Raw genomic sequence first — 15,149 nt, forward strand, 5'->3', positions numbered from 1 at the left:
TAGAGGAATACTATAAAAAGGGACTTTAAAAGGACAGACTGGAGAAATACTATCAATAAAGCCTGAAAAAGGGGGCAATGGATTGATTGAAACTGTACTTGTTCCTGTAGACTTTACTATTGAGATGGAAGATCTGCTTGGCTGCATAGGGGAACTTAAAAATGCGGGCTTGAAAAAGGTTATTCTGCTGCATGTTGTGGATATTCATAAAAGCCAGGGGCTTGCCCCTATGTTTGAACGGAATGCGGAGAAAAGAATTGAGGAATACGCAGGTTTTGCCAGGGAACTTGAACTTGAAACCGAATCTCTGGTAATAGTGGGGGACATAAAGAGGGCAATTTCGGAAATTGCTGACCAGAAAGATGTTGATGCTATAGTTATGGGAGCCACTACCAGAGGGTTCATAAAGGGCAGATTTCTCGGAAAGACCACGGAATATATAGTACGGAGTTCAAAGAAAATACTGCTGGTTGAAAAGTACGATGCCCTGAATGAAGGAAAAGAAGTCTATGAAAAGGCATGCGGAACAACTTTCTCAAGGGTTCTCGTACCTCTGGACTTTTCAAAAGAGTCGATGAAGGCAATAGAACAGCTTCAGGAATTTAAAGAGATCGTAAGAGAAGTTCTACTCCTGCATGTAATAGATAACATAAAAGATATGGACCTGCTGTGTGAACAGAGGGAAGAAGCAAAAGAAAAGCTCAGGAAAATAAAAAAGCAGCTTGCAGGTATAGAAAGCCATTACCTGGTTGTTGAAGGCATTCCATCTGATGAAATTGTTAAACTAGCCAGCATGGAAGATATTACCATGATCATGCTGACCTCCCGCGGAAAAGGAGATTTAATCGACCTGATTTTGGGAAGCACGGCAGAAAGTGTACTCAGAAAAACTACAAAACCCGTGCTAATTATCCCTGCAAACAAAGAGTTTGAAGAGGAAGGATGGGACGAAGGAGAAGAATATGCCTGAAAATGAGGAAGAATATGCCTGAGAATGGGGAAGAAAGGGAGCTCGATTTCTTCAGTAAATATCTATCCATCTGGGTCGCAGTCTGCATCATACTCGGGACTGTAATAGGCTATCTTTTTCCGGGTTTTGCTGATACTCTCGGAGGAATTGAGATTGCAAACGTTTCAATTCCGGTAGCTGTTGTGCTCCTTATCATGATGTATCCTATCATGCTTAAGATCAATTTTGAGGAAATCCTGAACGTTGAAGCAAACCTGAAGCCCCTTATTCTAACCCTTATTGTAAACTGGGCAATCAAGCCCTTTACAATGGCTTTTGTTGCATGGCTATTTATGCGCGTCCTTTTTGAGACGCTGATCCCTGCTGACCTTCAGGCGCAGTATATTGCAGGCATGATTCTGCTCGGGCTTGCCCCCTGTACGGCTATGGTGCTTGTCTGGACCTACCTTGCAAGAGCAAATATCAACTATGCCTTAATTCAGGTCTCAGTAAACGACCTTATCATCCTGGTCCTTTTCGCCCCGCTGGGGAAGTTCCTGCTTGGGGTCACAACTGATTTTCCGGTCCCTCTCATGACAATTTTCATTTCGGTCCTGTTTTATGTGGCAATTCCCCTTGGCCTTGCCGTGCTGACAAGGCAGGCAGTGATAAGGAAGAAAGGCATTGACTGGTTTGAAAATAAACTTATCCGAAAAACGCAGTGGATCACTCCTGCCGGGCTTTTAATAACTCTTGTCCTGATTTTTATATTCCAGGGAAACAACATTATAAATTACCCTTTGCATATTCTCCTGATTGCGATCCCTCTGGTACTGCAAACTTACCTGATCTTCTGGATAGGGTATGCAGGAGCAAGATACCTGAAAATCCCTTATGCGGAAGCTGCACCTTCAACCTTTATCGGAGCCAGCAATTTCTTTGAACTGGCAGTAGCAGTAGCCTTAATCCTGTTCGGCATGGAGTCAGGGGCTGCGCTGGCAACGGTTGTGGGAGTGCTCGTAGAAGTGCCTGTTATGCTTTCCCTTGTGAAAATCATGGACAGAAACAGGGAAAAGTTCAGATTCGGATAACAGGTTCGACAGAGAAGAAACAACAGAGAAAAAATAACAGAGAAAAAATAACAGAGAAAAAACAGAAAAGAAAGGAAAAGAAGAAAAATTGAAAAGTTTACTTAACTTATATGGCGAATTCAAAACCGCAATTCTTTATTCATTTTCCACAGCAGCAGCCCTTATCAGATTCAGGTTTTTCTTCTCCCGGTTCCCCGGATTTTTTCTCTTTAAAGATGATATCGTAAACATTTTCACCGTAAATATTAGTCCAGCCTAGCTGAGAGCCTCCGGCTATAAACATGGCAATAGCAATAGCTTCTGCAATTTCTTTTTTGTTTGCCCCGTGAGCAACAGCTCTCTGTGAGTGCACATCAACACAGTACTGGCAGCGCATAAGGACCGAAGAGGCAATCGCTATAAGTTCTTTGGTCTTACGGTCAAGTTCTCCACCAGCAAAGATAGAATCTCTCAGTTTTCCGAATGCTTCGGCAGTATCAGGAAGTATTTCATCCATGAATGGCATTTTATTCCTCCACTTAATTCTACAATCTTGATTTATAAAATACAGAAAGTTACATATCAATTTCTATTGATATCAAAATAAGAATATAAAAAGAAAAATAATGAAAAGGAAATAGACGGAAGTTATTAAAATAACCAGAAAAGATAACCAAGGAAAAAAGGTGACACATTGACTGAAATAACAGTAAATTCTACTATCTGTGGCTTTACCCATAAGATAAAGGGGAGCATGAAAGGCGATAAGATTATCGTAGATATTGAAACACCATGTGAAAAAATAAAAAAGTTTTCACATATGGAAATTCCTATGATGGAAACCCTGGACATCAAAAACAATTATGTTATGGATAGAGCGCATGAAGCACAGTGCTCCTCAAACTGCCTGGTGCCCTGTGCCGTGCTTAATCTCTGCAAGCTGGAAAGCGGCTTTATGTCAAAGTCCCTGGCAAAAAAAGCAGGCAGCATAAGTATCGAATTTAATGAAGTTTAAGGCTATCTTCTGATAGCCTTATTGATTGTTCTGGGAGTTTATTTCTACTTCAATTAAATTCTCTTTTTTTCATATTTTTTCAGCTTCTACTACCTCCTATTTATCCGGTCCCGTTATTTTCCGGATCATACGGGAAACCGGAAGAGACAAAACCTGCGCCAATAAGAGGAGAATTTGATTTCAGGCGGTAATCATGCTTTTTTGGATCTGCAAAGAGGGGATCTACATAAAGGTCGGTAGTTGAGCTCGCGTTTTTATAGTTACCTGCAGAATTATTATACACGCAGTTATTTTCCAGCACAAAGTTGTGTGTTTCCGGGAAGTTATCAATAACTCCATAACCCGTCCCTTCCGGGCTGTACTTGCGTTCTAATGTATTTGTTATAATGTTATTACGCATGATGGTCGTATAACTCCCATCCGTACCTGTCGGAGTAAAGTCAATGTTGTAACGCGGGCCGGTTGGGTATGTATACACAACAGCTGCGTTGTAGTTACCATCAAAAACATTGTTTTCTATGACGGTATCATAAAACCCGCTTGTCACTATGCCGCCCAGCCAATCATAGGTTTGATGCGTGCCACAGCCGTAAAATGTGTTATTGTGTATGCGGACATTCTGCGCCTCAGACTTTGCGTATGGCTCACCAAATGCTATCAGCCAGATCCCCGGACCATACGTATCGTAGATTGTATTATTATAAACTTCAATATCATTCATCGGCTGAGCCCTTGATGCTCTGATATACTGTATCTGAATCCCGGGACCGCCTGCATCATCCTCGAATTCGGTATATATAGTGTTATCATGGAATTTTACATGGTTTGAATTCCAGATCCTGAGTGCAGAATTTGTTTTACACCTTACGTTATTATTCCATGCTTCTATATTCTGACTATCGATTGCATAAAGGCCGTCATGACCGAGCTTGTAGATCCTATTGTCGTGGAATTCTATGTTTTTGCCGTCCTTTATTCTCAGCCCGTCTCCGTGGCTGTCATGCATGTACATATTGCAGATATGTATGTTGTCACAATTAATGAAATGGATTAAATTGTAGTATCCGTCTCCTCTCTTTTTCTCAGCATTTCCTTCATAGTTTCCATCGATCTCAAAGCCGGTTATAGTAATGTTATTATTTCCAGAGCTGCTCATCTGAGTTATCAGCGGCCTTTGATGCGGCCAATCTGCATTGTCTTTGAGCTTTATCACGGCTGTGGAATCCCCTTCAAGAGTAGTGTCACCCCCGATACGGATTTTGTCTGAGATCACGTAAGTGTGTGGGCCTTTCAAATAAACGGTAGTGTATTCCGGATTTCCTGCCACATATGCGAGGGCTTTATTGATCTCTACCTGATCATCAGTCCCATCACAGTTGAAATCTCCACTCCCGTCCCAGGCCACATATACCTTTTTATTTGATGATTTAAGAGGATGTTCGGATTGTATAGTATTAAGGACGAGTACTCCTATTGCAATCAGGAAAGTAAGAATTAAAATGGAAATTCCTATTTTTTTCCTGTTTTCCCTTAAGTACCTCAGATATTTTTCATCCATTTTTATCCCTGTAATGAACTAACATAAGCCATGATTTCTCATGAGCTTAGATCAGTCAAACTCATAAAATAGTATACACGCTATAGTCAGGAAGATATAGAAAATTTGTTATAATTAAAAATTACAATAAGTTCCTCCGTGACCATATAATGATTGCTTTAACTTCATCTTATATTGCTGGTTTTTGACTGAAATATATGTTTTCGAAATACAACGCGATAGTTCTGTTACTATCATAGCAGCCATAAAAACTTCAATAACAGTGTATGTTATACTGGCTTAAAGAAGCTCCGATTATCTAAAAATTGCCCTGATTTTACTTTTCACATGCATAACTCTTAATGTTTCAAAAGTATTTGAAATAACATATATAAAGTTTCCTGAATCAAATAAATCAAAAAACTCAAATAGATTTGAATAAACATTTTGGATTTTAAGAAATATAATAGAAAATAAGGAATAATAAAATATGCAGGAAATCTTTCAATTTTTCGTGAACAGGCTATCCAGAGTATATCGATATCTATTATCCTGAGTAATTATCGATATATAATATCCCAAGTAATTATCGATATTTTTTAAGTGATTAAACAGCTGAATTGTTAAAACATACTCTGTAAATATGTTTATTTTCAATCCGGAATGTGATCGATCTATCCTCCTCTATTCGGTAATCAAGGAATTTTCCTGAGGTATTGTCATAAACCCCTGTACCTTTTCCTGCCCTTATGTTTATGTTTACGAGGGCATCAGAGCCGTTTGTATGCGCGTTAAATACGATAGAGTTATCTGTATGTTGCAGGACATAAAAACTGGCTTCATGGGTATTGCGGCTTATCTGACCATACTCGTAAAAGGACACTATAGATAAATCGTTTGAATTGTAACTGTCTACCCAGTTCAGGAACTTTGAGCGGCTGATTGAATATTTTATAGCCGGATCTTTATCAAGTTCGTGCGTGAAAACCGGGCAAGCCATGCCTGCCTTTGATGCAGGCTCCCACCAGCCCCATGTGTCGTCGTCCAGGTTACCAATGTTTTTTTCTGCATGGACTCCGGAGTCTCCGTTTCTCCACAGCATACCCAGTTTTTCATACGCATAAACTGCATGTATAAGGCTGTCCCTGTTTCTCATCGAGCACCAGCTTGTTGGTTTTTGCCCGATTTTCTCATAAACGTATGAATACCCTTCGTCCATTACTCTGTAAGCCTGTTCAACCGGAAGGCTGTTCAATTCTCCAGAATAATGTACCCCTGTATCCCAGAAGTTATTAAAAACCAGATTACGTAAGTATTCAAGGTCTGACTCGCTGCACTGCCCGAGGAGATCTATGTCAAACCAGATCGTGCCTCTATTATTTTTGCTGTTAAGGTAGAGTATACCCTGTTCGGTTGTATTTCTTATATGAGGCCCGTCAAGCCCGAAAGGAATAAGCTTGCGATCCCCAATTGCGGTTATTAAATTTCTGCCTGCTCTCTGGGTTACATTATAAATGGTAACGTCAAGAGCTGATCCTTTTCCGCCAAGAAAAGAAGTGAATTTAAGGTATCCCTGGGAGAAGTCAAGATATGGCAGCCTCTGTCTCTCAAAATTGTAAAAAGGAGTTGTAATAGAGTTTCCATTTTTTGCAGAGATAGTGTTTGTCTTGCTGACTCCATCAAAAACAATTTCAAAATCCAGTTTTTCTGTGGTATTCCCAAGAAATATGGTTTCAAAACCCATATTATCGGGCGAGTTTTCGAAATAACTTTTTAACATAACCCTGCCACTTATTTCCTGAATAATTAGCTTTGAACCCGGGCTATTAAGTTCGACAAAACTTTGTGCATCATCCGTTTTTATGCTCATTGAGACCTGATAGGTACATTTAACCATTGGAGTAAGCCTGCAGATGTAAAGCGACCCTGCTTGCCTTGGCTGGCACTGATAGTGGACAAGAGGATAAGAAGAACATTCACAGAACCGGTGAACGTCCTCCGGTATAGCCAAATTTCCCGTAAACCTGTTCGTTCCTGCACAGAAAACAGCATCTGCAGCCGGGAGGAAACTGCAGGGGGATAAGCCCGGGTCCCGTATGATTTTATACTTCAGTCCCCTGGAAAGATCATCGAAAAAAATCTGCGGTTTCAGGGTCCCGTAAATTGTTGAATATAACCTGTCGTAAATTTTGTTTTCCTGAAGCTTTCCGATGAAAAAGTTATCTGGAACGCTGCGAATTTTAGAATAATCAGCTGAAAACAGAGTAATAGTACCCTGATCAGGGTTCCGAGGGTTTTTTGGATTTACTGTGTCAGGGGAAATGCTAACTCCTCCTAAAAAGGCAAATAAAGAGAAAAATAAACGATATTTGAAAAGGCGGATAATCCGGGAAAAAGTTTTTTGAGAATAGCAAACCTCTACTCACGAAAGTATCGCATGATACTTGTATTCATAATACATTGACTGAACGTATTCCATGTCAAAACCATGCTTATTCGCAATTTTCTCTATTTTTAGAGGGTTATGGGAATATCCAAGAATATCTTTTGGGCGGTTTTTCAGGACCGCTGAAGCAGTTGCACAGATTTCATACCCTGTTTTAAGAAGAATATTCCATAATCCGGTTTTCCGGGAGAATAGCCCCATTTTCCATAAAGGATAAAGGCGAGGGTCCAGTATATCGAAAAAGACGATTTTACCTCCTTTATTCAAATGCCTTGAAGCATTGGCAATAAAATTATCAATTTCCTCGTATGTAAGGTACTGGATCACTCCGGCTGCGGTTATCCTGTCAAAGGAAGAGTCAACTTTATCCCAGATAGTTTTATCATCAGCCAGGATTAAAGTTATATTTTCACACTTTCTTTCCAGAGCCCTTTTTCTTGCCTCTTCAAGCATTGATGCGGAAAAATCTGCTCCTGCAAGCTTTTCATATTCCTTTGCATAATAGACCAGGAGTTCGCCAGCTCCGCAGCCAAAGTCGAGAAGTGTTTTGCCCCCATTAAGATGGTATAATTTTTCCCTGGCTTCTTTGGACAAAAATTCTTCAGCCGACGACCTGTGCCCTCCGCATTTTTTGTCTGCAAAAAACTCTTCCCAGACATTTTTTGATTTCGACATACTTTTTGAACCCCTACAACTGTTTTTCTGCATTTACCCTATAGAACAGGGCATGAAATTGAGTTAATAATTTCAATGCATAAGTTAATTAGTTTATTAATCAAGGATTGGAAGAAATATAGTTTATCTCATATGCGCATAAATATTTATAGCTTATCTTATCAAAAATTGTTTGTACTGGACAGCTGACCGTCTAAATTTACCATATTTTTTCCAGAGATCTTAAAGACTATAAGCGAGTTTAAATTCGTCGAGACCAGCTTGATCAATAAGGAGTTCAGGAGATTTTTCAGGGTATTTTACAAATACCAGTTAGCGGCCCATAAGAGGATCGCAAGATTGCACTTCACGAGCCTGGATGGGTTTTATTAGGAGCCTGGGTGAGTTTTATTAGAGTTTCAGACAGGGAAGTTAGCGCGGGAATTAGATAGTTATTAAAGATAAACAGAATATAAAAATAGATAAATTTTGTTGGATAAAATAAATTTAAGAAGAAAATGGGAATATAAATAATATAAAAAATCGCGGAAAAAGAAAAACACTTTTCAAGGAAGGATTGGATTTCGATACTCCCTAAACTTCTGAAAACAAAAAATATAAAATGGCTGAGAAAATCAAATGAAATTGATATGAAAATCCTTATTTAGAAAGCCTAACTTCTTTTTATTTATGAGCTACTGCTGCCCTGCGGATCCTGAGAAAAAAAAGGAATGGGAAGAGAAAATGATCCAGGAAATAGATTTTCTGGACAATGACATTAAAAAAGCCAGCGAAATATTCAGCGCTCTCGGGCATCCGATAAGATTAAAAATTGCCTATTTTCTTTCCCAGAGAGAGCACTGTGTCTGCGAATTGATATTCAAGTTAAACGAGAGGCAGAACCTGGTTTCCCATCACCTGGCAATTTTGAAAAAATGCGGGATCATTGAAGCCTATAACAGCTCAAAATGGAGATTTTACAGGTTGAATCCTGAGTTTGCAGGAGTCCTGAAAACAATATCTCAGGTGCAAAACAAAAAATCGGAGTAAACAGCCTTCAAGCTGCTTTCAATCTCCACAGCAACAGCAGGAGTCCTCTTCGTCCCCATTCTTTTCAAAGATTTTATCGAATATATTTTCGCCATATACATTCGTCCAGCCTGCCTGCGACCCGGCTGCAACGAACATTGCAACCGCGACTGCTTCTGCAATTTCTTCCTTTGCTGCCCCTGCAGCAACCGCCCTCTGTGAATGCACATCAACACAGAACTGGCAGCGCATAAGGACAGAAGAGGCAATGGCTATAAGTTCTTTTGTTTTAACGTCAAGGAAACCGTCCTTGAAAATGGAGCTTCTCATCTGTCCGTATGCCTCAGCGGTTTCAGGTAGCATTTCATTTAAAAACGACATTTAATTCCTCCGGTTAAAGTGAAAGAATGGATTATCTGTTAAAAGTAAATAAATTCAGGAAAGTAAGTAATTCCAGTTATCTATCGGGAATCAGCTTATCGGGAATCAGCGCCCGGGTTTTCTGCATAAATTATTGTTCCAGCGCATTTCGCCGCCTCTTGATTCAGGCTTATGCGTATACAGAAGGTCTTCATCATCGTCCTGTCTATCCTTTTCCGAATATTCTTCCTCTGCTGGAACATTATTTTTATCTTTCATTATCCTGTCTCCTTAGCCCGATATTATCAGGTCTTGCTTAAATCGTGTATCAGTCGTAATTTAATCGTGCATAATAAATATTGGAAATCAGCCTTAAAAAACAGATGACGAATATCAAAAAGAATTGATATAAAAAATATAAAATAAGGTATGTAGATGAAAGACTAATCGGATAACCTCAGGTTTTTGATTTATTTCAAATCTGCAGCGTGCATGCAGGACGAGTCCAGCCCATAGGGATATCAGCTTCCAGTTTCCCGGTTTTGTCGCATATGCGGTTTTCAAGCCTGCCTTCAATGTTAAAACCGAGTTTTTTATAGAATTCGATAGCCTTCCTGTTACTCTCCCTCGCGATAAGCTCAACCCGTATGATTTCCGAATGCTTTAATTCGGTTTCCCGTAAAAGGGTCCTGAAGAGAAGCGTACCTATCCCTTTTCCCTGATAATCGGGATGCACAGCAATTGTAAGGTCGCTGAAGATATGAGCAAAAACCCTTATACCGGGCTTGTAAGTGTGAACCTCTGCAATAATGACTTCAGGATTCTCAGGATCTTCAATTGCCAGAATAATTCCAGATTTAAGGCTTCTCTCAATGAAATTCGTTACATAGGTTTCCGTAACCTCATCCTCTTCCCTTGCAATTCCTCCAGAACGGGCTGCGACAGTTTTGTAAAGAGCTACGATTTTATGCAGATCTGAAGGTTTGCCTTCCCTGACAGTGTATTGTATTTGCATTTTTTTCTGACCCCTTATTCTAAGAAAAAGTTCGTGTACCAGTATTAAAGTATAACCGTACAGCACACCTGAAGAGCCGGGAGGCAACACGAATTTAGAATGAATATCTGAGAAGGAACAGGAAAAAAAGGGTCCCTGATACGGAGGATTGGTATATGACAAAGATAAATAATATATAAATTACACTATATAATGTACTTACCAATTTGACAGCATCATATAGAATTTCTTAAAACATTTTTGAAAAAAGGGGAATTTGCAATGCCAGTAATAGCCATTATCAGTTGCAGGATTTTTGAAGATGAGGTCATACAGCTTATCAAAGGGGAATCCGGACTTGAAGAGGTTATAATTGTTAAAAATGAGAATAGCTTCGGGCTCATCAGAAAACTGGAGGAAACAGGAAGTTTTACACCTTATTCAGCCCTTGAAATTGAAGAGATTCATGAATCACTGGGAAGAGAAAGAACGGAAGAAAGAATCAGGGAACAAGCGGGAAAAGAAACAGAAGAAGAAGTAAAAGAAAAAACTGAAAAAGGAGTAAAAAAAGAAACAGAAGAAATAGAAGGAAATAAAAAAGATCTGAATCTTACTCTTGTTGTAAATGTGCTGGGATTTGCTCTTGAAGGCTTTCCTGATAGACTTAAAGAAGCGGTCTATGAAACCATTGAGGACGCGAAAGGATACTCTGACGCTGTACTTTTATTATACGGGCTATGTGGAAACGTTCTCGGGAGCGTTGAACAGGATTTCGGAGCTTCAGGTTTTCCTGTCTTTATTCTGACCGATGCGGAAGGGGAAATCGTAGACGACTGCGTGGGAGCAGTACTTGGAGGCAGAGGAGCTTTTCTGTCAAAACTTAAAGCAGAAGGTACCGGAACTTATTTTCTGACACCCGTTGGAGCAGCTTACTGGAAAGAGATACTGGTAGCTTCAAGGATAACTCCTGACCCGGAGAATATTGAAATGACAAAAATGGTTTTTGACTATTCAGGCTACAAAAACGTTGCTAAAGTGGATACAGGGCTTCACTACGAAAAAGATTTTGAAACCAGAGTAAGGGAATTTGCAGACAGCTTTGGATTTGAAATTGTGAATATGGAAGGCAGTCCTGAATTGATTGAAAGATGTTATGAAAAGGCAAAGGGAGAAGTCCTGAGAAAAAAGAAGACCTGAAGCACCAGGAGACTGCTGTATAAATATTTGCATCCCGGTAGAATACCGTTATCATTGCAGAAAGGCTAAAAAGAAGCAAAAAGGAAGTATGAAATAGCAGAGAAGAAGTGAATAATAGGACAAATGGCAGGAGATGACACCTGGAAATGAATTCCTCGTCTTATAACTCAGGCTCCGGCATCAATTATGACAAGCAGTGGGCTTTTGAGGTTGCATATTTTATCCAGCATATAGGGACAACCCTGCATAATATGGGAGATTTTCTGAATATCGGGGACTATGTTGAAGCCCGGGTTCTGGCTTCAGAGATGAAGCAGAGGGCAGAATATGAAAAAACCCTCCAGCCGGATTTCAGGACTTCGGATTATTTCGTGCAGGCACGCAGGCTTTTTAACAGTTTTCTTGACGAGTGCGTTAATTTTGCAGAACTCCTGAGAGTCACAACCATCCAGGAAGAAACCGGATGTGAAGAGCTTGAAGATAAGCCAGAACAGATCAGGAATTCCATAGACAGGCTGAACCTTTTAAAAGAAATGTTAACGGACGAGCTTCATCTTAAGGGCTGGTACTGACTATGGGATGGAATTGACTTCGCCCTGACACAGGAAAACAACACACTAAAAATATAATTTAATGTTGATTTATATTGAGTTCTGATTAACACACAGTTAACAGACATTAAATCACAGATTTTCCCCGATTTTGAAGCCTTTTCCGGGCGAGTCCTGCCTGAAAGATAGCAAAGGATTATATACAGGAAAGAGGTCTAGGGTGTATCAACCGGAGTAAAAGGCTACGGTCAGATTACTCATTTGCCTGTATCACGGGGAAGAATTCAAAAAGTGTCCGCAACTTATCCAAGAAGCCATTTTTTGCTGTATAAGTTTATCATACTAATTCTGAATTTCCCTGGTCTAAGGCAACTTTTCGCAGTCCGGGGAGATTAACCATTTATGCGGCATGTTTACCTGTTATAGCTGGTATCATGTACGGACGCTGGTAAATGGGCTTTTCCTTAGAGGAAACTGCCGGGCATGCGGCAGATAGTACATAAACAGCAGGTCTGCAATCTGCGGGACCTGTAGAAAATAACTGTAAATTCTAGAGTGAGTACATGGAAAAATTAGCAAAATTTAAGGCACTTGGGCTCTCGGACAGTACATTGAAAGCCCTCAAAAAGAAAGGTTTTGAAGAACCAACCCCGATTCAGGAAAAGGTTATTCCGCTTTTTTTGAAAGGTGAATCAGACATTATAGGTCAGGCTCAGACAGGTACTGGAAAGACCACAGCCTTCGGAGCCCCCATCATAGAAAAAATTCCTGAGAAATCAGGACATGTCCAGGCAATAATCCTGACCCCTACAAGGGAACTTGCAATTCAGGTCTCGGAAGAACTTAACTCCATAAAAGGAGACAAAAAACTGTATATAGTCCCTATATATGGCGGACAGTCCATGACCCAGCAGCTTCGCGTGCTGAAATCCGGAGTGGACATTGTTGTAGGAACTCCAGGGAGGGTCATTGACCATCTTGAAAGAAAGAGCCTGAACCTCGAGCATATAGCTTATTTCGTGCTTGATGAAGCCGACGAAATGCTTAATATGGGCTTCATTGACGACATAAAAGAGATCTTAAAGGCAACAGGCCCGAATAAAAGGATGCTTTTCTTTTCAGCCACAATGCCAAAAGCGATTCTTGGAATTGTAAAGAAGCACATGCAGAACTACGAGCATATTACGATTGAGAAAGAGGAGCTTACAGAAACCCTGACCGAACAGATCTATTTCGAGGTTAAGGAAAGCGATAAGTTCGAAGCCCTCTGCAGGATTATCGATATTGAGGACGAATTCTACGGGCTCGTGTTCTGCCGGACAAAGACTGACACCAGCCAGCTTGCCCAGAAACTGAGCGACAGGGGTTATTTAGCCGATGCCCTTCATGGGGACCTCTCCCAGCAGGAACGCGAAAAAATCCTTAACAAGTTCAGGAAGCAGAAGATAAACATCCTCGCAGCAACCGATGTCGCAGCAAGAGGCATCGACATTATGGACCTGACCCATGTCATTAACTATTCCCTGCCTCAGGACCCTGAGTCCTATGTGCACAGGATAGGAAGGACAGGAAGGGCAGGTAAACAGGGAACTGCTATTACCTTTGTTACATCCACTGAATTCAGAAGGCTCACTTACATTAAAAAGACTTCAAATTCCGAAATGAAGAAAGGCCGAATCCCTGAAATAAAAGATGTAATTAAAGCCAAAAGGGCGAGAGTAAGAGCAGAGCTTGAAGATACCATAAAAACTGAAGAGTACGGGGAATGCCTTGAAATGAGTGAAAAGCTCCTTGAGGAATATCCCGCAGAAAAGATTCTGGCTGCCCTACTGAAGTATACCTTTAAAGACAAGTTCGACGAGAGCATGTATACTGAAATCTCCAGCCCCAGTTCCTATGTTGACAGGAAAGGCAAGTCAAGGCTCTTTATAGCCATGGGTAAAGCCGATGGCATGACTCCGGACAAATTGTCATATTTCATTCAGGAAGAACTCGGGGACGGCGAACTCAGAGTAAGGGATGCAGAAATTTTCCCGCATTTCTCCTTCGTAACCCTACCATTTGCCCAGGCTGAAGCCCTGATCGAAATCTTCAAAAACAAGAGGAGAGGAAGCAAACCCTTCGTGGAACTAGCCCAGAAATCCAGAGGAAGAAGCTCAAAGGATTCAGGAGAGGCCAGAAGTGATAACCGGGGCAACTCCAGAGGCAATTCCAGAGGCGGCGAATCCAGAGGGGATTCTCGGAGAGATTCCCGCAGCTCAAAAGGTGCAGGCTACACAAGAAGTTCTAAAGGCACAAAAAAGAAAGACTCTTATTAAGTCGCTTCTTTTTCTTTTTTCTCTTTTTTCTCTTTTTTCTTTTTCTCAATTCGCTCTTTCATTCTGTTTTCTCGCTTCTTCTTTCAAATTTTTTTATAACCTGGACATCAATAATTATCTAATGCAGTAAAATCCAGCCTGCATATAAGAGTACCAGAATAATTCCACAGTCCTGAACCCTGTTTCTCTCAACAATTTCAGATGATCTTCAACGGTTATGGGGAAATATTCGGTATCAAAACGCTCAAGATGCTTTCTTATTTCTTCCTCGCTTCTCCCATGTGCTGATTGGAAGCTGCCCCAGTATTGTTTTCCTATAGTGATGCCCTCTTCTGTCAGCGGCCGGATATTCTCGAAGGTAATGTAAATTCCACCTTCTTTTAGTAAATTATAGCAGACACTGGTTGCTCTGGCACGGCTTTCGCGGCTGAGGTAATGGTGGCACTGTATGGCAGTGATAACATCGGGTTTTTCTTCCAGTTCCTGAGAAAATTCCTGAGTAGAAGAAGCTTTCAGGAACTCAAGACTCTTTGCAGGGCAGGGTGTTAGTTTTTGCCTTGCCTGCTCCAGCATGCCTTCCGAAGGGTCAAGTAAAAGGAATTTTGTCCCGGGAAACTCATTAATTGCTTTATTGATCAGGGAGCCTGTCCCGCATCCGGTATCCATCCATATTTTCGGGCTTGAGGGCAGCGACCTAACCAGCCTGATAGTCTCTTCGTGGAAAGACGAGTAGTAAGGGAGAACACGGGAGATTTGGGCATCGTAATCTTCAGGAAGGTGAGGAGTAGCATTTTGAGTCGGTTTTGTAGGAGTCATGACAATAAGTTCCTTGTAAGTTCGTCTAATTTATTATTTAATTGAAGACTGTTGTTTACTTTTTAGAGCAGGAATTAATAATGGTTTTCCTTAAAAGAGTAGAATCATAATCCAGATCTCAATAGAGCCTCAGAAAATCAATACCTTGATCAGGCTATTTTGTTCCAATAAAAACAAAATAATACAACTATCCAGATCTGTGATCATCTAGAT

General features: G+C 40.6%; 15 protein-coding genes. 7 read left to right on the forward strand and 8 right to left on the reverse strand.

Translation table 11 applies throughout. From position 1 onward, the window contains the following. Positions 1 to 82: 82 nt before the first annotated feature. Positions 83 to 970, forward strand: coding sequence for a universal stress protein (locus RSJ42_RS12860; protein WP_410507679.1), 888 nt, complete (start codon positions 83 to 85; stop codon positions 968 to 970). A 14-nt stretch (positions 971 to 984) separates the two neighbouring features. Next, positions 985 to 2,040, forward strand: a complete 1,056-nt coding sequence (arsB, locus tag RSJ42_RS12865) for an ACR3 family arsenite efflux transporter (protein ID WP_410507680.1) — start codon at positions 985 to 987, stop codon at positions 2,038 to 2,040. A 139-nt stretch (positions 2,041 to 2,179) separates the two neighbouring features. Here arsB and RSJ42_RS12870 read toward each other — a convergent pair whose 3' ends face one another. After that, entirely contained in the window at positions 2,180 to 2,545 is a 366-nt protein-coding gene (locus tag RSJ42_RS12870) for a carboxymuconolactone decarboxylase family protein (RefSeq protein ID WP_410507681.1), read from the reverse strand. 168 nt (positions 2,546 to 2,713) lie between these two features. On the opposite strand from RSJ42_RS12870, the gene RSJ42_RS12875 reads away from it, so the two are divergent. Next, positions 2,714 to 3,034 (forward strand): DUF6951 family protein, encoded by a 321-nt coding sequence (locus RSJ42_RS12875; protein WP_410507682.1) that lies wholly within the window; start codon positions 2,714 to 2,716, stop codon positions 3,032 to 3,034. Positions 3,035 to 3,134: 100 nt separating this feature from the next. Here the strand turns inward: RSJ42_RS12875 and RSJ42_RS12880 are convergent, their stop codons facing one another. The 3 genes from RSJ42_RS12880 to RSJ42_RS12890 form a co-directional block, all read right to left on the reverse strand. Further along, positions 3,135 to 4,592 carry a right-handed parallel beta-helix repeat-containing protein gene (locus RSJ42_RS12880; protein ID WP_410507683.1) on the reverse strand — a complete coding sequence of 486 codons (1,458 nt, stop codon included), beginning with the start codon at positions 4,590 to 4,592 and terminating at the stop codon, positions 3,135 to 3,137. Between the two features lie 586 nt (positions 4,593 to 5,178). Next, positions 5,179 to 6,582, reverse strand: a complete 1,404-nt coding sequence (locus RSJ42_RS12885; RefSeq protein ID WP_410507684.1) for a hypothetical protein — start codon at positions 6,580 to 6,582, stop codon at positions 5,179 to 5,181. 411 nt (positions 6,583 to 6,993) lie between these two features. After that, entirely contained in the window at positions 6,994 to 7,692 is a 699-nt protein-coding gene (locus RSJ42_RS12890) for a class I SAM-dependent methyltransferase (RefSeq protein ID WP_410507685.1), read from the reverse strand. Between the two features lie 669 nt (positions 7,693 to 8,361). On the opposite strand from RSJ42_RS12890, the gene RSJ42_RS12895 reads away from it, so the two are divergent. Then, positions 8,362 to 8,721, forward strand: a complete 360-nt coding sequence (locus RSJ42_RS12895) for an ArsR/SmtB family transcription factor (RefSeq protein ID WP_410507686.1) — start codon at positions 8,362 to 8,364, stop codon at positions 8,719 to 8,721. Positions 8,722 to 8,739: 18 nt separating this feature from the next. Here the strand turns inward: RSJ42_RS12895 and RSJ42_RS12900 are convergent, their stop codons facing one another. From RSJ42_RS12900 to RSJ42_RS12910, 3 genes are all read right to left on the reverse strand, one after another. Further along, complete coding sequence (locus RSJ42_RS12900) at positions 8,740 to 9,081, reverse strand: carboxymuconolactone decarboxylase family protein (RefSeq protein WP_410507687.1); 342 nt, start codon at positions 9,079 to 9,081, stop codon at positions 8,740 to 8,742. Between the two features lie 105 nt (positions 9,082 to 9,186). Then, on the reverse strand, positions 9,187 to 9,339 hold the full coding sequence (locus tag RSJ42_RS12905) for a hypothetical protein (RefSeq protein ID WP_410507688.1): 153 nt from the start codon (positions 9,337 to 9,339) through the stop codon (positions 9,187 to 9,189). 196 nt (positions 9,340 to 9,535) lie between these two features. Next, on the reverse strand, positions 9,536 to 10,075 hold the full coding sequence (locus tag RSJ42_RS12910) for a GNAT family N-acetyltransferase (RefSeq protein ID WP_410507689.1): 540 nt from the start codon (positions 10,073 to 10,075) through the stop codon (positions 9,536 to 9,538). A gap of 261 nt (positions 10,076 to 10,336) precedes the next feature. On the opposite strand from RSJ42_RS12910, the gene RSJ42_RS12915 reads away from it, so the two are divergent. The 3 genes from RSJ42_RS12915 (at position 10,337) to RSJ42_RS12925 (ending at position 14,120) form a co-directional block, all read left to right on the forward strand. Continuing rightward, on the forward strand, positions 10,337 to 11,251 hold the full coding sequence (locus RSJ42_RS12915; protein WP_410507690.1) for a DUF1638 domain-containing protein: 915 nt from the start codon (positions 10,337 to 10,339) through the stop codon (positions 11,249 to 11,251). Between the two features lie 146 nt (positions 11,252 to 11,397). After that, the gene (locus tag RSJ42_RS12920; protein WP_410507691.1) at positions 11,398 to 11,823 is read left to right on the forward strand and encodes a hypothetical protein; all 426 of its coding nucleotides are present in this window, start codon (positions 11,398 to 11,400) and stop codon (positions 11,821 to 11,823) included. Positions 11,824 to 12,365: 542 nt separating this feature from the next. After that, entirely contained in the window at positions 12,366 to 14,120 is a 1,755-nt protein-coding gene (locus tag RSJ42_RS12925) for a DEAD/DEAH box helicase (protein WP_410507692.1), read from the forward strand. A 114-nt stretch (positions 14,121 to 14,234) separates the two neighbouring features. Here RSJ42_RS12925 and RSJ42_RS12930 read toward each other — a convergent pair whose 3' ends face one another. Continuing rightward, entirely contained in the window at positions 14,235 to 14,936 is a 702-nt protein-coding gene (locus RSJ42_RS12930; protein ID WP_410507693.1) for a class I SAM-dependent methyltransferase, read from the reverse strand. Between the last annotated feature and the right edge of the window lie 213 nt (positions 14,937 to 15,149).

The sequence above is a fragment of the Methanosarcina hadiensis genome, from assembly GCF_046529725.1.
GTDB classification, from domain to species: Archaea; Halobacteriota; Methanosarcinia; order Methanosarcinales; family Methanosarcinaceae; genus Methanosarcina; species Methanosarcina hadiensis.